The organism is Rhodanobacter sp. MP1X3 (genome assembly GCF_014207165.1).
Classification (GTDB): Bacteria; Pseudomonadota; Gammaproteobacteria; order Xanthomonadales; family Rhodanobacteraceae; genus Rhodanobacter.
The window spans coordinates 187,724-207,281 of the sequence record NZ_JACHCO010000008.1; the positions used below are offsets into that span (position 1 = coordinate 187,724).

The 19,558-nt window shown below is 54.8% G+C and carries 13 protein-coding genes; 10 read left to right on the plus strand and 3 right to left on the minus strand.

The window, feature by feature from the left end; all coding sequences use genetic code 11:
- Positions 1-238: 238 nt before the first annotated feature.
- The 9 genes from HDE79_RS19055 (at position 239) to HDE79_RS19095 (ending at position 12,564) form a co-directional block, all read left to right on the plus strand.
- Positions 239-2,788, plus strand: a complete 2,550-nt coding sequence (locus HDE79_RS19055) for a beta-propeller fold lactonase family protein (RefSeq protein WP_184604397.1) — start codon at positions 239-241, stop codon at positions 2,786-2,788.
- A gap of 84 nt (positions 2,789-2,872) precedes the next feature.
- Positions 2,873-3,370, plus strand: a complete 498-nt coding sequence (locus tag HDE79_RS19060; protein WP_184604399.1) for a heme-binding protein — start codon at positions 2,873-2,875, stop codon at positions 3,368-3,370.
- A gap of 58 nt (positions 3,371-3,428) precedes the next feature.
- Positions 3,429-5,063 carry an AMP-binding protein gene (locus HDE79_RS19065; protein ID WP_184604401.1) on the plus strand — a complete coding sequence of 545 codons (1,635 nt, stop codon included), beginning with the start codon at positions 3,429-3,431 and terminating at the stop codon, positions 5,061-5,063.
- Positions 5,064-5,114: 51 nt separating this feature from the next.
- A complete protein-coding gene (locus HDE79_RS19070) occupies positions 5,115-6,125 on the plus strand; it encodes an iron-containing redox enzyme family protein (protein ID WP_184604403.1) in 1,011 nt (336 codons plus the stop codon).
- Positions 6,126-6,215: 90 nt separating this feature from the next.
- Positions 6,216-7,757 (plus strand): tryptophan 7-halogenase, encoded by a 1,542-nt coding sequence (locus HDE79_RS19075; RefSeq protein WP_184604405.1) that lies wholly within the window; start codon positions 6,216-6,218, stop codon positions 7,755-7,757.
- Between the two features lie 34 nt (positions 7,758-7,791).
- A complete protein-coding gene (locus HDE79_RS19080; RefSeq protein WP_184604406.1) occupies positions 7,792-8,313 on the plus strand; it encodes a flavin reductase family protein in 522 nt (173 codons plus the stop codon).
- A gap of 77 nt (positions 8,314-8,390) precedes the next feature.
- Positions 8,391-9,602 (plus strand): cation:proton antiporter, encoded by a 1,212-nt coding sequence (locus HDE79_RS19085; protein ID WP_343206005.1) that lies wholly within the window; start codon positions 8,391-8,393, stop codon positions 9,600-9,602.
- 197 nt (positions 9,603-9,799) lie between these two features.
- Positions 9,800-11,245 carry a 3-deoxy-7-phosphoheptulonate synthase class II gene (locus tag HDE79_RS19090; protein ID WP_343206006.1) on the plus strand — a complete coding sequence of 482 codons (1,446 nt, stop codon included), beginning with the start codon at positions 9,800-9,802 and terminating at the stop codon, positions 11,243-11,245.
- 53 nt (positions 11,246-11,298) lie between these two features.
- A complete protein-coding gene (locus HDE79_RS19095) occupies positions 11,299-12,564 on the plus strand; it encodes an MFS transporter (RefSeq protein ID WP_184604408.1) in 1,266 nt (421 codons plus the stop codon).
- A gap of 806 nt (positions 12,565-13,370) precedes the next feature.
- Here the strand turns inward: HDE79_RS19095 and HDE79_RS19100 are convergent.
- On the minus strand, positions 13,371-14,384 hold the full coding sequence (locus HDE79_RS19100; RefSeq protein ID WP_184604410.1) for a methyltransferase: 1,014 nt from the start codon (positions 14,382-14,384) through the stop codon (positions 13,371-13,373).
- A 1,065-nt stretch (positions 14,385-15,449) separates the two neighbouring features.
- On the opposite strand from HDE79_RS19100, the gene HDE79_RS19105 reads away from it, so the two are divergent.
- Positions 15,450-17,648, plus strand: coding sequence for a S8 family serine peptidase (locus HDE79_RS19105; RefSeq protein WP_184604412.1), 2,199 nt, complete (start codon positions 15,450-15,452; stop codon positions 17,646-17,648).
- A gap of 83 nt (positions 17,649-17,731) precedes the next feature.
- Here the strand turns inward: HDE79_RS19105 and HDE79_RS22115 are convergent, their stop codons facing one another.
- Positions 17,732-18,163, minus strand: a complete 432-nt coding sequence (locus HDE79_RS22115; RefSeq protein ID WP_343206007.1) for a DUF3253 domain-containing protein — start codon at positions 18,161-18,163, stop codon at positions 17,732-17,734.
- 261 nt (positions 18,164-18,424) lie between these two features.
- A protein-coding gene (locus tag HDE79_RS19115; protein ID WP_255488505.1) for an IS3 family transposase occupies positions 18,425-19,512 on the minus strand; the annotation gives its coding sequence in 2 pieces (ribosomal slippage) (positions 18,425-19,260 and positions 19,260-19,512; 1,089 coding nt in all).
- Positions 19,513-19,558: the final 46 nt, after the last annotated feature.

Here is a 19,558-nt window from a genome sequence, read left to right on the forward strand (position 1 = left end):
GCAGCATGATTCGCAGATGGCGCGCGGAATTTTTTGGTTATTCGAGGCAGGGATTGATAGTCATTCGGAATAATGACGACTTCGTCCGAAGCTGAGGGTTTGTGGGGGCTATATAAAAGCCGAACACCGCGGTGATGGTTGCGCAAGGCGCAGGCACGTATTGCCATGCATGGCGGGAGGGGCTCGCTGGATGATATACAGGCATTTAAAACTTATTCGGCTTAAAGGGATTGGCCATATGTTTCACGCATATATGAGTGTTGTGCATAAAGTCAGCCGCTATGCGTTGCTGTTGTTAGGCGTTGCGTTGCATGCGATGGTGTTTTCGGCTTATGCACAGAGCTCCCGCTCAACTGACCTCGGTGGCTTGAAGTCGAGTTATTCGAGTCCGATAGCACTTAGTTCGGACGACTTGTTTCTGTGGTCGGTGAATCCGGACTTCGATAGCGTAACAGTCGTTCGTACCGACACCCAGCGAGTGATTGCAACAATTGCGGTAGGCAGGGACCCTAGGAGCGTAGCCGTATCGCCTGATGGACGATACGCCTATGTGGCCAACGCTGCCGATGGCACGATTTCCGTGATCAAAGTGATTAATGCCGACCCGAATCGATTTTTCGCTGCGTTGGATCGGAGCGCAGCTCAGGACGGCAGACTGACAACCGGGTCGGAACCGAGAAGCGTCGTGGTCTCGCCCGACGGCAAAAGAGTGTTGGTCGCAAACCGCAGCCAAGACACCATCACCTGGATCGATGCCAAAGACCAACGCATCCTGGGTACTTACGACCTGAGAAACAGTGCGTGCAATCAACCCAATCATGAAAGGCACTTTCAGCCGGGTGCGCTGGCCATCACAGGGGACAGCCGCTATCTGTTAGTTACGCGCTACCTATCGTTCACCTCCACCGGTGGCGTGCAGCGCGACGATATGGGGAAAGAGGGCGTCGTATGCCGACTAAGCATGGACACCTGGAGCACAGCGGCGACTGCGTTGGCAAATCCGGTGGTCGTCCGCATGGCGCCACAGAACAGCGGCTTTCTTGATACGAAAGGGAATGCTACCTACGCGTTCCCTAATCAGCTGCACAGCATCGTGATACGTGGACAGGCCGCATATCTTCCCAATATTGCGGCGTCTCCTTCAGGTCCTTTGTATTATAAGACCGACACGCAGGCTTTCGTTAACGCGATTGATAACGTTGAAGGCAAGCCTGGCGACGCTGGCGACCTTAATCTTCACTTGGGTGGCAGGGTTCCCGAGTCCGGCAAGCAAGAGCTTTATTTCGCCAACCTGGATGCGATTGCCTTTACCACGCAGAGCGGTGGCGGCTATGCCTATGTGGCTTCCGGCGGCAGCGATCTGCTAGTGAAGCTGCGAGTGCTCGATAACGGTGCGCTTGGCTTTACCGTCAATGGCACAACCACCCGTTATGTCGATCTCAATGATCCAGATGTGCTGGCAACCAGCGGCGAGAATGCTGGCAAGAATCCGATCGGCCTGGTAATCAATAAAGCGGGCCGTCTTGCCTACGTGCTGAATTATGTCTCGCGCAATGTGTCGGTGGTCGATCTCGATGCCGACAAAGTCGTTAAGGTTATTCAAACAGAAAGCCTGCCGACGCCGGGTTCGGAAGCCGAGAAAATACTGGTCGGCGCGGAGTTGTTCTTTTCTTCGCGCGGCAACTTCGTCAATCCCTCAGGAATTGGATCAAGCAGGAATCGCATGTCCGAGAAAGGGCGGCAGAGCTGCGCGAGCTGCCATCCGGTAGGACTGACTGATGGAGTGATCTGGCAATTCAATACCGGCCCGCGAAAAACCCTGGCTCTCAATGGCACATTTAATCCAAGAAATCCGCTTGATCAGCGCATCATCGACGCTTCGGCGATCTTCGACGAAGTGCAGGACGCCGACTTCAACACGCGGAATGTCTCGGGTCCCGGTCCGTTGACCGAAGCTTTGCCTTGCGTGGTGACGCCGGGTTATCCGTCCGTTACCGAAAGCACGATCGATCCCGACCATGGATTAGTCATCGGCCAGTGGCACGACTTTGCCGAAGCTCCGTGCATCATGACGGCTTTCACGGTGCCGAATGCGGGCCGACCCCAGCCGACGGTGGAGTTGCCGGGCAGCACGGTCGAAGTGCCGGGACTGGATGCAATGAAAGAATGGCAGCATTACGGCATTCGTACTCCCAGCCGCCCGCTGACGAAGCAGGAGTTGTTGATGCGCGGCGGCGATCCGGCTGGCGGTGTCGACGAAGCGGATATCGCCGCGGGCCGGCAACTTTTTCAGCGCGCCAGATGCAGCAGTTGTCATTCCAGTGGTAAGTGGAGCGCAAGTTCCAAGGATTTCATCTCACCGCCGGCTGATAGCGATATCGAGACGGAGGCCGCGTCCACTGGCGCCAATCAATCGCAGTTCCTGTACCGATACTTGAAAAGTATCAATTCGTACAACTTGAACGTCACCGGTTCCGGCAATGCAATCGAAGGCTATCCGGCGATTGGCGGTGTCGAGACGGATTCGGGCGGGCTGAAGGCACTTGGCTTCGATTTCAACGGCGACGGCAAGGGATCGGGCTACAGCGTCTCGTCCATCCTGGGGACTTACAACCTACAGCCGTATTACCACAACGGAGCCTGCGAAACGCTGAGATGTGTTGTTTCCGATGTCAATCATCGCAGTGCCGGATTGTCGGCACAAACGGATTCGCTATTCGATCCCAAAGCACAGGCTGTGTTGGTGAAATTTATCGAATCGATCGATGCAAGTACGGATCCGTTTTAAGCGCGTAGCGGTCTGTTCCATCGTCATGCTCTTCATAAGATGTCATTGCTCGTCAAATAAGCCGTTATTTTTTAGAGGTGGCAAATGAATCGATTGGTATGGTTGGCGGTAGCCCTATGTGCGCTCGGTGGCGAAGTACATGCACAGCAGCAATATGAGCTCCCGTTGAATCTTGCGTTGCAAGCGGCGCAAGGGGCGGTTGAATATTGCGCAGCGCGCGGATATCACGTTGGTGCCGCTGTGGTCGATATGAGCGGTGAGATGCGCGTCCTGTTGAGGAGCGACGGCAGCACGGTTCACACCAAGGACACCGCGTTCCGCAAGGCTTATACGGTCGTGACGCTGGGGCCGGTGTTTAAATTTGACACCAGCTCCCAGGCTGCCGCCGCCTTCAACGGAAAGCCGAGCGAGCCGTCCTTTTTAACCATCCCCAACATCGCTTTATTGCCCGGAGCGGTCGCGATTAAGGCGAATGGCGCGATCGTCGCTGCGCTGGGTGTCGGCGGTGCTCCCGGTGGCGATAAGGATGAAGCATGCGCCGCGGAAGGCGTAAGGACGATCGCCGGAAAATTACCTAGATAGCACCGAATAATCGCTATTCGAAGAGTTTTTTCTATTTGATGGATCGAGAGGAAACGACGTGAAGAATACGCACTCCTTTGTGAATTTGACTCCGGTTACATTCCTGGAGCGATGCGGCCGTTATCTATCAGATAAGGTCGCAGTGACGTCCGGTAATGGCGATATCAGTTTTGGAGAACTGTTGCTGCGTGCCCGCCGCATGGCCGCGCTATTGCGAAGCCTGGGTATCGAATATGGTCACCGGGTGGGGCTTCTTACCCATAATTCCACGCGATCCATCGAAGCTCATTACGCCATTCCTGCGGTCGGCGGCATCATTGTCTCCTTCAATCCGTGGCTTCCCTCGCAGGACATCCGCAAGCAGATTCTCTACAGCGGAGCACGCGTGATCCTGGCGAGCGGTTCACTTGTTCGTCAGCATCGCGAGCTGTTTAAGGAATTGTCCAGTCACATCGTGGTGTTGCTTGACGCGTCGTCGGAACCAAATGATATCGACACCAAATCGCGGTGTTTCGACGTCGAGCAGCATAGGTACGATTCCGTTATCCCGCTCGATCGATACATTCGTTCGGAAAACGATCCGATCGCCATCAACTTCACGTCGGGAACAACGGGCGATCCGAAAGGGGTGATTTACAGCCACCGCGCGGCCTACCTGCATGCCTTGGGCGAAGTGATGATGATGAACCTGGTTTCGTCATCGGTGTACTACTGGTCGCTACCAATGTTCCACGTCAATGGCTGGGGACATATGTGGGCCGCGGTCGCTGTGGGTGCAAGGCAAATTGTTGACGAGCATGCGATCCAGCTGACGCCGGCTTCGCTGAAGCACGGCATTATGTCGAATCATGTTACGCATCTTGCAGGTTCGCCGCGGCTGGTACGCCATCTGACGGACGAGATGTTCAACGCGTCGATACTGCACGGGGTGACGGTCTTGACCGGCGGCGCCAGCCCGACACCGCACCTGATCAAAGCCATGAAGGGACTAGGCGTCGATCTAATTCACCAGTACGGCTTGAATGAAACCTGCGGACCTTTTGTCGTTTGCGAGGCGCGCGACGAATGGGATTACCTACCCCAGGAGCGTCAAATGAAGCTGCGTATACGCCAGGGTATCGCAGGGATTCATGCAGGCATCGGTCTTCGGGTTGTCGATCAGAACATGCGCGATGTGGCATGGGATGGCGAAACGCTGGGCGAGGTGCTGATGGCTGGCAACACCGTTGCGCAAGGTTATTTCGACAATCTGCGTGCAACGGAAAATGCCTTTAAGGATGGATGGTTCCATAGCGGCGACATGGCGGTGGTGCATCCGGATGGTTATCTGGAAATAAAGGATCGCATGAAGGATTTGATCTACGTAGAAACACCCTATGGATGGGAAAACATTTCATCAGTTGAAATCGAAAACTTAGCAAGCCAGCTCCCCGGCATCAAGGACGTGGCCGTCGTCGGCATGGACGGCGAGGGGCAAAAGCCAATAATAATTTTATTTTACGAGCGCGCTGTCCATGCGGAAGTCGATGAACAGGCGATCTTGGATCATTGCAGGAAGAATCTCCCCGATTTCAAGGTTCCCGGCCTTGTGCTGGAGGCTGTTATTCCGAAGACAGCGACGGGAAAAGTCATTAAAGGCGTATTGAAAGACGAAGTCATGAAGCGACAGACGGCTAAGCTGGGAGTGGTTTGACGTCAAATCGCTGCTTATCTCCCCCTATTTCATTTCTATTAAGGACTATATATGAAACAGTTGGCCAGCTATCCGCAAGCAAAATTCGACGTGATGCGATCGTTAGGATATATCGGCGAAGTCGACGGGATCGTTAGGGAGGCTCTCTCCAATAAAAGATCTCCCCTGTGGGGCGCGCTGCAGGAAACCTTATTCCATCTCAACATCAAGTTGATGTCGGAAGGTTTTGCCTTGGGCACCCCGCGAGGCGAGCTGGAATGGAAGATTCGCTCCCTAATTGAGAATGTCGAAAAAGAAATGGCCCCCAAGGCGCATATTCCGGCGCACATCGTCGACGCGGAAGAGTTCATCGAATGGCTCAAGGCTCGAATTCACGAGCATCGTGTCACCGACCACGAATTGTTTGTCTATTTCGACAAAAATGATTTAAGCGATGAGGAAATTCGCTACTTTTTGTCGAACTATCGAGTGAACATGCAGCGTTTCCATCTGCATGTTGCTGCATACAGTCTGTTTGTGCCATTCAAGATGCGCGAGGAACTGTACGAAAACCTGCACGACGAATTCGGCCAAGGCGATTTTGAGCAGGCGCATCCCAACCTGTTCGAGCCGCTGATGGAGCACTTCGGCGGTGCGCGAGAGGACGACTGGAATCCGGAGACCTATCATCTGCTCAATACCAAGATGAACCTTTGCTGGTTCGCGGATGGTCTGCAGTATGGCCTGGGCGGCATGGGGGCACTCGAGCTGACGATTCCCGCGCAGCAGAGGAGGATTCTGGCGAATCTTCGCAAGCGTGGATTGAGCGAGAAGCTGGTCAAGTTTTTCGTAGTGCATTGCGAATTGGATGAATCGCACGGTGATGGATGGTTCGCCGCGGGCCTTCCCTATATCCGCTCTCGTTCGGATTTCGAGAAGACTTACACCGCTGCCATGCGCATGCTGGATGCCCGCGCTGGCGTATACGACGGTATTTTGTCAGGAATTCTTCGGCGCAGGCTTGAGTCGCAGGGCCGGAAGATCGCTGCCGATCAATTGGAGCCGCAAGCGCAGACCGCGTAGCAGCCGACTCTCTATTTACGCGATCACGGAACTCCGCCGCAAAGCGGCGGAGACGGATCGGTGTAGCCAATCGTCACGAGGATCTTGGTCATGAAGAAATATGATGTCACGGTTATCGGCAGTGGAATGGGCGGCAGCGCGTGTGCTTTGGTGCTGGCAAAACTCGGCTACGAAGTACTGCTAATCGAGAGAGGGACCCATCGTCGATTTGCGTTGGGGGAATCCGGCACGCCGGCGCTGAGCAGGAAGATGCGGTACATCAGCCGTAAGTACGACATTCCCGAAATCGACCAGATGTCGACCTACGACAGCATCATCGCTACGCAGAAAGATGTCGTATGCGGTCCAAAAGAATTGTTCCAGTACTTTGTGCACAAGGAAGGTCAGACGACTCCCGATCAATACGGTCCGTTTCCGGAAGTGATCGTCCAGACGCCGGAAGTCGATGCGCAATACAACCGTGCCTATTCAGACGAGCGCATGGTCCATATCGCCATCAAGTATGGCGTTGAGTACTCGGACAAGACCTCGGTGGAAGACATCGTGTTCAAGAAGGAATGCGCGGAACTCGACTGCAAGAAGGGCGAGGTGAGCTATACCGTCGTGACAGACTTTGTGATCGACGCCACCGGATTCAATTCCGTGATCGGCCGGAAATTCGATCTCAAGCTGGAAGGCGACGCTTTGGATACGCCGCTCAAGAGCCGGTGCATCTTTACCCATTTCAAGGATATCGGCGCCTTCGACGACACCATCAAAAAGCATCCTGCCTACGCGGATCGTTCGCCGGTGCCAAGATCGCGGGCGACCCAGCATCATTGCTTCGATGGTGGCTGGATATGGTTCATTCCATTCGACAACGGGGTGACCAGTGTCGGCGTCAATCTGGACATTGATCTGTATCCGATGAACGATAAGGAAGCCAGCGCGGAATTCTGGGAAATCATCGACAAGTACCCCATGGTTTCGGAGCTGCTAAAAGGGCGCGAAACCCTGATGCCGTTTATCAAGACCAAGCGGCTGCAGTTTATCAACAAGGAACTGGCTGGAGACCGCTGGGCGATGTTGCCGGCATCCGCTTACGGGCTGGATGCGTGGTTCAGCACGGGTCTGGCGGCAACATTCATGTCCGTGCACCGGTTGGTCGACATCCTGCACACGCAGATGTTCCCCAAGAAGCATTTCGAACGAAAATTGCTGCTCGATTACGAAAAAGCCATCAAGACGGAATATTTCCATGTCGCCAAGATGGTGGACGGCATGTACAAGACCTTCAAGCACTTCGAGATCTTCAAGAACTACTGCTTCTTCTGCTTCATGGGTACCGAGAGCTATCTGGAGAAGGGCGGTGCGGGCAAGGCCATGGACCTCAACCACCTTCTGTTGAGCGCCGGCGATAAGGAATTCGTCAAGAAGTTCGAGGCGATCTACAACAAGGTCATCGAGTACTCGAAGCTCGACGTGGTGAGCCAGGATGATGCCGAGGCGCTCGCCAAGTTCATTCGCGAAGACATGAAGCCGTTTAACTTCCGCAAATACGGCGATCCCGATATGCACGGTGTGCATCCGAGAAGGGTCATGCACATGTATGAGTATGACGAAGAGCCGGCGGAACTTGCGGCGATCGGGTAATTCTGCCGAGCAAGGGTTGCATGCCGGAAGCGGCATGCAGACGTGCGAATACGATGATACGAAGGGTGGCGCTATGGACCTTGAGGAGAAGCAGTATCGCAATGCTTTGGGCCGTTTCACGACCGGGGTTTGCGTCGTGTCGGCTGTCAACGACGTGGGTGCACCGATCGGCATGACGATCAATTCCTTTTCGTCTCTGTCACTGGATCCTTCCCTGATTCAGTGGAGCATCAAGAAGCAATCGCTGTGCTATCCACTTTTCTCACATCTGGAAAGCTACTCGATAAGCGTGCTATCGGATCGTCAGGCACATATATCTCATCGGTATGCGAGGGCGGGAGACCATGTGATGAGCCCGGAGGATTATTCGAGCTCCGGGAACGGCGCGCCCTTTATCAAGGGAGCGCTGGCACATTTCGAATGCTGCAGTTGGGGAAGGATGGAGGCTGGCGATCACGACATCCTTATCGCCATCGTCGACAAATTTTCCAGCGATACGGAAGGCAAGCCGCTGGTGTTCTTTGGAGGCGCTTATCGGCCCTTGCTAATTGAATAGGTGCGGCGTGCCGATGAGAGGTGCGCCGTACCTGGGGGCTATAGCGTTTGGACTTCGGTGTCTGACAGGAGTTTGTTGTGACATTTCATATCACGCAGCCAGAAGCATTCTTGATCGCGATGCTGATCATATTCAGTATTCCGTTCCTGATCTGGCGTTATTTTCGAACCGACTATTTCGCCCCGATGGTAGTGGTGCAGATCGTTACCGGGATTGTGCTTGGGCCCGGCGCGTTGGGGGCGTATTTCAAAGACTATTACAGACAGGTTTTCAGTGAAGTCACGATTCAGAATTTGAACGGCATAGCGTCCTGGGCTGTCATGATTTTCGTATTCGTGGCCGGCTTGGAACTGGATCTTAGCAATGTGTGGCGCTACCGGCGCGAGAGCGGCATTACGGCAGGCCTCGCGCTTGGCGTCCCCCTCTCGCTAGGGTGCATTGTGGGATTTCTTCTTGCGCAGCATCCGGGCTGGATCGGAGTGCAGGCGCATACCTGGCAATTCACGCTCGCTATAGGCATGTCTTGCTCGATCACCGCGTTGCCGATTCTGATCGTTTTCTTGGAAAAGATGGAATTGCTCCGCCAGCCCATCGGTCAGCGCGTTCTGCGCTATGCCAGTTTGGACGATGTTCTGATCTGGACTGTGTTGGCGGTGGTCATGCTCGATCTCGAGCGACTCAAAACCCAGTTGCTGTTTCTGGTGAGCTTTGGGGTGGTGACTGTTCTTTTCCGTAAGCTCATGGCAGCCATATCGGAAGTTGATCGCTGGTTCGCGGCGATTATATGGCTGGCTACTGTTGCGTTCAGCGCGGAATGGGCGGGGCTACATTTCATGGTCGGCGCATTCATGGCGGGCGCCGTGATTGATCTGCGCTGGTTCGATCAAAAGAAGATGGATCTGCTGCGGCATTACGTGCTGTTGATGATGATGCCGGTGTTCTTTCTCATTACTGGCTTGAAAACGAATTGGTCGATCGGTGGTTTGACAGTGTTTGTGGTGGCCGGCTTGCTGCTGATAGCGGCAGTGCTGGGCAAATTGATCGGCGTGCATATTGCCGGCCGCATCTTGAAGTGGGGCGACGGCGAAGCGTCGATCATCGGCTGGCTGCTACAAACCAAGTCGCTAATCACCATCGTGTTCGCGAATATCCTGCTGGACAAGGGGATCATTTCGAATGATGCCTTTACGGCGTTGTTGATCATGTCGCTAGTGAGCACGATGCTGACCGTTCCAGTCGTTTCTCCGAAGCTGGCGTTGGATCCGGATCTGGCGACCAAGACGAGTTGAACGAAATATAGCTCTGGTCGGGCAAGACTATCTTTATCAAAAAGGAAGAGGATATTGCGCGGAAGTGCTGAAATTATTGCGGGGAGCGAAATGATGAAGACCGATACGTAGCTTGTTTATTTAAATTTACGCGCATGAACCGGGCCGATTGCGATTCTCGCGGACGAGCATGCGCACTTGAATAGGGAGCCTGGCTCGTGACGATTGCAGTGAATTTCCCTTATCCACGGGCGAACCCCATCAAAGACTGGGCTCCCGACTCATGGCGGCGGCGCGTCGCTTTGCAACAGCCGCAGTACGAAGATATGAACGAGCTTTCTCGGGTAACCACCAAGCTGAGTCAGCTTCCGCCGCTGGTGACCTCAAATGAAGTGCTAGCCTTAAAGCATGCGTTGGCCGAAGCGCAGGAAGGACGAAGTTTTCTGCTACAGGGTGGCGATTGCGCGGAAGCATTTGCCGATTGCGTCAGCCCGATCATTTCCAACCGGTTAAAGTTACTGCTGCAAATGAGTCTGGTGCTGGTGCACGGGCTCAAGATGCCGGTGTTGCGGGTAGGGCGTTTTGCCGGGCAATATGCCAAGCCGCGTTCGACCGATAGCGAGACACGCGACGGCGTGACGCTACCGAGCTTCCGCGGCGATATGGTCAACGGATTGGCTTTTACGCCCGAGGCGCGCCTCGCTGATCCACGACGATTAACGCAGGCGCATGCGCATTCGGCCCTGACCATGAACTTTGTGCGTGCTCTGGTCGATGGCGGCTTTGCTGATTTACGTCATCCGGAATACTGGGAGCTAGCCTGGGTCGAACATGCGCCGCTGGCGGCCGAGTATCGCCATATGGTCGTGAATATCGGCGACTCGCTGCGCTTCATGGAAACGCTGGCGGGACCCATTGATGGTTGTGCACGCGTGGATTTCTTCACGTCCCACGAGGCTTTGCTATTGCACTACGAGCAGACCATGACCCGCCAGGTGCCGCGTCACCACGGCTGGTTCAATCTGTCCACGCACTTTCCTTGGATCGGCATGCGTACGGCGGCCCTAGATGGTGCTCATACCGAATATTTTCGCGGCATACGCAACCCGATCGCTGTGAAGGTTGGACCTTCGATGGAGCCTGACGCGCTGCTGCGGCTGATTGACGTACTCAATCCGGGCGACGAACCAGGACGTCTGACCCTTATTCACCGCATGGGCTATGCGCAAATTGCCAGCGGGTTGCCACCTCTGCTGCGCGCCGTGCAGAGTGCAGGAAGGCGCGTTCTTTGGGTGGCCGATCCGATGCACGGCAACACCGAAAGCACGTCGAATGGCTACAAAACGCGTCGCTTCGACAATATTCGTGGCGAGCTGGAACAAGCGTTCGACATCCATGCCGCGGAAGGAACCCGATTGGGCGGTGTGCACCTGGAGCTTACTGGCGAAGCAGTCACCGAATGCATCGGCGGTGCGCGCGATCTCAATGAAACCGACCTTGCCCGAGCATATAAATCGATGGTCGATCCGCGGCTCAACTACGAGCAATCATTGGAACTCGCGATGTTGATCGTACGCAAGTCGGGCCATTTGGATGCAGGAAACCTGTCGATGTCGCAGGCAAGTCATTTTATGGAATCACGTTCTCCGGTGACGACGGCATGATGGTCGGAGAGGTAAGCGCCGACGTCGCCATAGTCAGCGAAGAGCTACGCTAGATGGAAACGGAATGCATAGAAACGGCATATGTCGAGCAGCTAGAGCCTGAAGTAACGACGGCATTATTGCCGAGGTGGATCACCTTGTTGTTGGCGACTGCCTGCGGAATGATCGTCGCCAGCCTCTATTATGTTCAACCGTTGATTGGCCCCATCAGCGGAGCCTTGGGTCTGCCCCCGCAGTCAGCGGGATTAATCGTCACGATGACCCAAGTGGGTTATGGGGTGAGCCTGATTCTTGTCGTGCCGCTGGCTGACATCGTTGAAAATCGACGCCTGATCGTCATGGCTTTGATCGCCAGCACGTTTGCCTTGTTCGTTGCCGGCATCTCGCAGCACGCACCGATCTTTATGTTGGCAATGTTCTTTATCGGGTTGAGCGCTGTCGCGGCGCAGATCGTCATGCCTTACGCCTCACATCTTGTCGCGCCGGCCGCGCGTGGTCACGCGCTCGGAAAAGTGGTGAGCGGCCTTATGCTGGGGATTATGCTGTCGCGTCCCGCGGCGAGCTTCCTGACCCATCTCGGCTCATGGCGCACAGTGTTCTACCTGGCAGCTATCGGCATGGCGGTTCTGGCTGGTGTGCTGATCCTTTTGCTGCCAGCACGGCGCCCCGAGCCCGGCCTGACATACGGTGCATTGCTCAGGTCGATGCTACGGCTTTTTATCCAGACGCCGCTGTTACGACGACGCGCTTTCTATCACGCGTGCCTGTTCGGCGCCTTCAGCTTATTCTGGACGACCGTTCCACTATTGTTGGCTGGGCCGGAATTTGGATTGTCGCAAGCTGGCATTGCGTGGTTTGCATTGGCAGGTGTTGCCGGTGCGATTGCAGCGCCGATTGCGGGAAAGTTTGCCGACAAGGGGCTGAGTCGACTGCTTACAGGTTTCGCGATCTTGCTTGTGGCGCTCTCATTCTTGATGACGTATGGAAAGGGCGATTTTTCGACCCGGCTAGCAATGTTCGTGGTGGCCGCCATCGTGCTCGATTTTGGGGTATCGATGAATTTTGTGGTTGGCCAGCGGGCAATCTTCGCTTTGGCCCCAGAATACCGAGGCCGGCTCAATGGCATATATATCGCCATTTTTTTTATGGGTGGCGCCACGGGCTCTGCCGTCGGCGCGTGGACTTTCACGAAGTCTGGTTGGCTGTTTACTTCATGGATCGGATTTGCGCTGCCAGTGCTGGCGTTACTTTATTACTTCACTGAACATCGGGTGCTCATCAGACCCCAGGTGTCGGACTCGACCAGCCGAAAGCAGTAGGTAACCTGTTCTTCGGTAAATCGTGACTTCTTCATCGCTCCACCTTTGAGCCTTCTGGGTCTGGAATGAAGCGACCGTAACTCTACTTTTTAGTGGTGTCGAAAAAGCGAGTCAAAGTTAATCTCTAGGAGATGAAGAACTCCTACCTAGGTAGCCGATGTCCGCCGGCCGATGGGCATCAGCGAAGCGACGCTCTACGTTAGGAAGAAGAAGTACGCGAATATGGGTGCAGCTGAACTGCAGCAGCTGCAAGAGAGAATAGCCGTCTCAAGCGATTGGTCGAAGACCTGACCTTGGGCAAGCAGATCCTGTATGAGGTGATTCAAAAAAATGTGAGGCCAGCCCACAAGCGCGTCGCGTGCTCACCTGAAACCGCTCATAGATCCATCGAGCGACATTTTGAAGGCGGACTGGCCAATACGCGTCCCGCAAATGAGTAGCACTCGTCCGTTCCCTGTGACAGAGTGTTGAACACCGAGCAATGGCAGTTGCTGCGGCGGATAGAGCAACGTAGCAAACCGTCCACGCCCCTCCATCGGCATGATGAGCGTGCTTGATCGTAGCCAACCTGGGTGGATAATCCCCCTGCAGCTTGCTGCTAGGTATCAAGATTGCCATGAAACAAAGCCTGCGCCGAAAGCGGCAGGGAATATGACCCGAAGATATTTCCAACACTAAGCGCACGGGACGTCCATAATTGGACACTTTGTGGGCTCGACCGGGTACGACTGCATGAGTCGTATCAAATGCTTCCAAGCGTCGACTCGGAGATGCGATAAAGAGACAGGCCTTTGCCGAGGGGACATCTACTCATACGGACGTCCTTCAACGATCGATTCCCGACCGATATACGTCACACAAGTTAATGTAAAACCCGCTGCTTTGAATATACGCCGGTAATCTTCTTCGGTCCGCTCTCGTCCTGTAAGCATAACCAGCATATTTATATCCATCCAACGCGCGGGATCCGCTTGGCCAGACGGTTTCAATACGGACTCAATAACCAAAAGTCGTCCGTGGCGAACAATTGCTTTGCGACAGTTACTCAAAATTCGCACTGACTCATCGTCGTCCCAGTCGTGCAGAATGCGTTTATATATATACGCATCCCCACCTTTGGGAACTGATACGAACATATCGGAGCATACTACTTCAATCCTAGATGGTAGATCTTCTGACTTAACCCTCTCCACAACAGAAGGTAAGTCGCATAACACTCCCTTTGACCGCGTGTTATTTTCCAAGATGCCACGCAGAAACGCCCCCGACCCGCCGCCCACGTCCACTATCTTCTCGAAGATGGAGAAATCGTAGGTGTCGAGGGCCGACTGCAAGCTAATCTTGCTGCCACCTTCCATGGCGATATGGAAGATCGCAGCTGCAGATGGGTTTTTCTCAAGGTAGTCGAACAAGCCCTCGCCATAGATCTTGTCGAAGGCGGGCTTCCCAGTTTTGACCGTCTCTAGCAGGTTGCCCCAAGGTTCCCAGAAAAAAGATTGCCCATAGAGCAAAGCCATACCTCGTATAGATTGTGAATGGTCGGACCGTAGATAGTCGCCACGTTCAGTAAGAGAATAATGCCCACTGCTATTCTCGAATAACAAGTCTAACGAGGAGAGAAAGCTCAACAGCCTACCCAGTGCATCCGCGTTAACTTCACAATCTATGGCTAGTTCATTTGCACTCTTTTCACCATTTGATAAAAAATCAAATATTCCAAGGCAAGACGCAACATAAATAGCCTGGCTAGCCATAAATCCCCATATCATCTGAATCAACTCAGGAAGTGGGGATGTCTTAGATCCTACATCTGGCGACATCACATTTATTCCAGCAAATGATGAAAGTTAAGAATCGTCATTCCGCACGTGTTTAATCGAACAACGAAACTTTACAAATTGTAAAACTGAAAGATTTTTCAATACTTCTTATTCGTGAAAAGATACTCCACAATGATATGACCACCACGTGCAACGAAGTCAGCTAGTGCCAACTAGTCGCTGATCTCCAGACCGGCAAAACGCTGGAGGGTGGCGCGATCCAACAGCGAATACTCTATGACGTCATCGGACATACAATACTAACGGCCCAATCATCAACTCAATCGAATACGCGTCTCGGATCACTCAGTCGATCAGGCTTAGCACTGTGTTCTTCTCTGTCAAACAGGCTGATCATCAATTGGCCTCCGGCATACGCAGAACACTCACGTTATAAAGACGCTCGATTTAGAGATGCCTATAGGCTTCCAGTAAGAAATTGCTATCACGTGACGTGCGTTTATGAGTACTAATACTTAAATAACGATCGTTACGTGAGACTAGATGACGATCGTCACTTAGTCAACGGGCGACTAGGATTTATGATTGAGGTCGAAGGTCTATGCTAAACGCCTGCGAATACTAGCAATCGAGTGGCGGGGTTATCTGACGCCGAGCCTGCCTGAAAATACCCCATCGCGCTGGCGACCGAGCGATGCTAGGTCATTTGCCTGATCGTCGGCTACGACACGAAACCGGTTGAGGCAGTGGAGGAGGAGAACAGTAAGCTCATGCAACTGGTTGCGGACCTGAGTCTAGTTCTACGGTACCTGAGACGGCGGGGCATTCTCTGCTGCCAGAAAACAAACTTCAGTGTTATCGCTTGGTCGGCCGATTTCATTCGGAAGCGACGCGTGTAGACCAAACGCGCGTGCGTTCTCTGTCGATTAGGGCGGGTTATCGGGGGTAGGGCGGGCGGCCGCTTCCGACCCATTGCTGCCGGTCGTGAAGGTCCACTATCTGGATGCGGATTTCCTGAGATTGCCTTAGAGTGAACGCAATACAGGAGGACTGTAGCTTCAGAGATAGGAACTGGGGATATCCCGCTGATAAGTTGAAGTTGCCATGACTGAGCGCCTGAGCTCTGGCTCGGCGCTGGCTTTTACAGCTCGGATAGGAATCAAGCCGTCTGGGGAATCTCTTGCGGCTTTTGTACATCCGCAATTAAGTTGTTACGATTTGGAAGGGAAAAGCTGCAGCTGCCTACATTGGCAGCTCCTCAGGCTTTTCCAGTTTTTATTCAAGACTGTTCCGGGGATAAAACCGATTCATGCGACTTACCTGATTCGACCCTGGCGGAGGCTACTGGGGCCGTTTCGGGTCTTCAATGCACTTTTTAGCGGGCCATTTCCCGGTTTCGAGCTTTGTTTACTGCAGTGCATTCACCAGAAGAGGGATGTGAGCATGTCGAAGTTGAATAGGGCAATCAACGTGGCGCTGACCACATTGGCACTATCGGGCGCAGCGAACGGGCAGACTAAGAAGGAGGTGCGTTCCATCGACGATCTCCCGCAGTTTTCCTATCCGATAAAAGGCACGGTCGCGGACGTGCTTTCATCGCCGCCGGCTTCGTTCGAAGCCACCGTGTCACAGATGCGCGTCGACATCGATCGCGTGCTCAATGATTACGATATCCACGACAGCGCCACGCTGCGTGGTTTGCTGCAGGCAAAGCTTGGCGCACAGATCGCCTCGGGTAAGGAAGACAAGGCGGCATTGGCGACGATTGAGCAACTGCGATCACACCAAGACAAAGAAGAAGCTCGCCTTATCGCGGGCCTGGCGCCGCAGGCCTTTCTAGAGGCGCGCATGGCGGACGGCACGTCGCCGGGCACCTGCCCAAAAAGTTTCGAAAGCATCTATGCAAAGAAATTGGATGCGTTGCCATGGGCGACCGTCGGCGTTGCTGAAACGCGTTTGAAAGGCCTGGCCCAGGTTGCCAATAACAATTTCGTCATTGGTATGACCGCGCAAGATATCGAGCCGACGTTGGATCGCTCGCATACGCTTTCAAGCCTGCCTGCGTGGCAGTTGATGGCTGCACGTACGAACATGGACGTCATCGTCCCGTGCCGCACGCAGATCGTGGCAGCCACGGACAGTTACATCCACCATAGCGCCGTGCAGAAAGCCGACATCTGGTCTGCGCGCGACGCGGTACTCCAGCAAGACGCCAAGCTGACGCCGATGCCAGTAGCCATCTGGGATTCCGGCTTCGATGCGTCGCTGTTTCCCGGGCAGTTGCTTCTTTCGAAAGATAATAAGCAGTTGATGGGGCCAGCTTACGATATTGACTACCGTCCAACGCACGAGCCGCTAGCGCCATTGTCAGCGCAGGACAAAGCGGTCTATTCGAAAATTGTGGCCGACTCCAACGGCATTTCCGACCTTCAGACCGGTATCGATAGCCCCGCGGCCGCTGCCTTCCGTCAGCAGGCTTCCGCCATGTCGCCAGCCCAGATGAAAGATTTCATGCAGGCTTACTCCAGCCTGGAGTCCTACATGCACGGTACGCATGTGGCCGGTATTGCGGCAAGCGGAAACCCAGCCATTCGTCTGGTCAACGCGCGCATCACTTACGACACCCGGCTAGTACCCGCGCCACCGACGGACGAGGAGTTGAAGCGCAATGTGGCGGCCTACCGCGATACCGTGGCATGGTTCCGCGCCCATCACATCCGCGTCGTCAATATGAGTTGGTGGTCTCGCCCATCCAGTTACGAAGATCTTCTGGAAAAAAATGGAATCGGCAAGACGCCGGACGAGCGCAAAGCGTTCGCCAGACATTATTTCAACATGGAGCGCGATGGTCTTTACGCGGCGCTCAAGAGCGCGCCCGACATTCTTTTCGTGACGATCGCCGGCAACAACAACTCGGACAACGCGTTCGAGGAGACAATCCCGTCCTCATTCAAACTGCCGAATCTGCTCGTCGTGGGCGCGGTCGACCAGGCGGGCCAGCAGACGAACTTCACCAGCACGGGTCAGAATATCGGCGTTTACGCCGATGGTTACGAAGTCGAAAGCGTGGTGCCGGGTGGTGCCAAGGTCCATATGTCGGGTACCTCGATGGCGGCGCCCGAGGTAACCAATCTTGCGGCCAAGCTACTTGCGATCGACCCCAAGCTGACGCCGGAGCAGTTGATCGCGGTGATAACCCGCACGGCTGACCCGGGGGAAAGTCCGACGATCCGCAGGATCAATCCGAAACTGGCGGTGTCCAGCATCGTAACGCCTGGGGGTGGCGACACCTCCTCACATTGAGGGGATTGCGCAAGCAGTTTTTATCCAATAGATGCTAGCCAAATTTCGTAAGGAGGTTATCGTTACTGGAATGAGGCCTCGTGTTATTCGGTATGTCTAGATGGTTGGCCCGACTGTGGAAGTCGGGCGGCCATGTCTATGGTCCGCTTGTGCGTATCCAAACGGTATCGGGCGAAGCCGGTTATAGCCTTTGGCGGCGGGTGTCCCGTGCGCTCATCGGTATGCAGGCCGTCGCCGCAGTCGTACGAGGCCGCGATAGGCGTCATTGGGGTCAATTCGCTGATCGCCTTGTGTGATGACGATGCGGCCGCCTCACGCACGGCTGGCATCAGTGCCCGCCACGCCATCTCACCGTCAGCCAGCGCGCGCGCAATGTCTGACGGGCAGATTGAAGCCTTGGGCCCACGCATCGACAGGAGGTCGATAATCTTCCCTGCCATATCCATGGGCCAACCATAGCGATGACATGGTGATGAGCCCGTTGGCTGGGCTGGCACCTCCCTAGACATCATCATGAAGGACAGGTGCCGCTAGGACGTGGGAGCGAAGCCGAAGAGGTAGCTCGTGCGGTTCTTTTTGTCGTATTCCGAGACGTTTTACATGACGGGCGGTGCGATTGCAGTTGATGGAGGGCTCGGGTAGATACGAAAGCCATGGCAACATGCATCTTGTGAACGTCTGCTTCTGGCCGATTCCGGACCTCGGGGGAGGGCGATTAGCCGCTGTTATCGGGGGTAGGGTAATCCCCCCATTTTTAGCTGGCACCAAAAGTGGAGCTACACGGCAAGCGCCAATTTCTGCATGGGCGTGATGCCGCCGAGCGCCATGTTCGGGCGCTCGTGGTTGTATGTCCATAGCCAGCGGGTGGCCATGTCCTGCACCTGTTCGATCGAGTCGAACAAGGTTCGTGCAAGCCATGCATAACGCACCGTTCGGTTGTAGCGTTCGACGTAGGCATTCTGCTGCGGCTTGCCCGGCTGGATATGATCGATCCGGATGTTGCGCTGTGCGGCCCAACCCAGCAACGCGCCGCTGACGTATTCGGGCCCGTTGTCACAGCGGATCGCGACGGGCTTGCCACGCCACTCTATGATCTGCTCCAGCGAGCGGATCACGCGCGCCGATGGCAACGACAAGTCGACCTCAATGCCCAAACCTTCGCGGTTGAAATCGTCCAGCACGTTGAACAGACGGAAGCTACGCCCGTCGCTGAGCTGGTCGTGCATGAAGTCCATCGACCAGGTCTGGTTGATCGTCTCGGGCACCGACAGCGGTTCTGGTCGCTCACGCAGCAGTCGCTTCTTCGGCTTGATCCGTAGGTTCAATTCCAGCTCCCTATAGATGCGATAGACCCGCTTGTGATTCCAGCTGAATCCCTTGACGTTGCGCAGGTGCAGGAAGCACAAGCCGAAGCCCCAGTCGCGATAAGCGGTGGTCAGCCGGACCAGCCAGTCAGTGATCGTCGCGTTTTCCTCGCGCGTCTTGGCCTGATAGCGATAGCCGGTTTCGCTTAGCGCGAACGTCTGGCAGGCGTGCCGGATGCTTGTGCGCCCACTCTCCACGACCCATCGGGCCATCTCCCGGCGTTGAGATGGCCTCACCATTTTTTTGCCATCGCCTCCTTCAGCAGCTCCGCACTGAGCTGCGCGTCGGCGTACATCTTCTTCAGGCGCCGATTCTCGTCCTGCAACTCTTTAAGCTGGGACATCAGCGATACGTCCATGCCGCCGAACTTGCTGCGCCACTTGTAGAACGTTGCTGAGCTGATGCCGTGCTCGCGGCACAACTGTGGTACCGGCGTGCCGGCCTCGGCTTGCTTGAGCACCGCCAGGATCTGGCTGTCGGTGAATCGAGACTTTTTCATGGAACCTCCTCGGGTCAGACTACGAGAAAATTCCACTTCTGGCGTC

What these genes read in the sequence shown, in the direction of transcription:
- HDE79_RS19100 (WP_184604410.1), bottom strand. Translation starts at nt 14,384, where the DNA reads ATGTCGCCAGATGTAGGATCTAAGACATCCCCACTTCCTGAGTTGATT.
- HDE79_RS19070 (WP_184604403.1), top strand. Translation starts at nt 5,115, where the DNA reads ATGAAACAGTTGGCCAGCTATCCGCAAGCAAAATTCGACGTGATGCGA.
- HDE79_RS19060 (WP_184604399.1), top strand. Translation starts at nt 2,873, where the DNA reads ATGAATCGATTGGTATGGTTGGCGGTAGCCCTATGTGCGCTCGGTGGC.
- HDE79_RS19055 (WP_184604397.1), top strand. Translation starts at nt 239, where the DNA reads ATGTTTCACGCATATATGAGTGTTGTGCATAAAGTCAGCCGCTATGCG.
- HDE79_RS19105 (WP_184604412.1), top strand. Translation starts at nt 15,450, where the DNA reads ATGACTGAGCGCCTGAGCTCTGGCTCGGCGCTGGCTTTTACAGCTCGG.
- HDE79_RS19075 (WP_184604405.1), top strand. Translation starts at nt 6,216, where the DNA reads ATGAAGAAATATGATGTCACGGTTATCGGCAGTGGAATGGGCGGCAGC.
- HDE79_RS22115 (WP_343206007.1), bottom strand. Translation starts at nt 18,163, where the DNA reads ATGATGATGTCTAGGGAGGTGCCAGCCCAGCCAACGGGCTCATCACCA.
- HDE79_RS19095 (WP_184604408.1), top strand. Translation starts at nt 11,299, where the DNA reads ATGGAAACGGAATGCATAGAAACGGCATATGTCGAGCAGCTAGAGCCT.
- HDE79_RS19080 (WP_184604406.1), top strand. Translation starts at nt 7,792, where the DNA reads ATGCAGACGTGCGAATACGATGATACGAAGGGTGGCGCTATGGACCTT.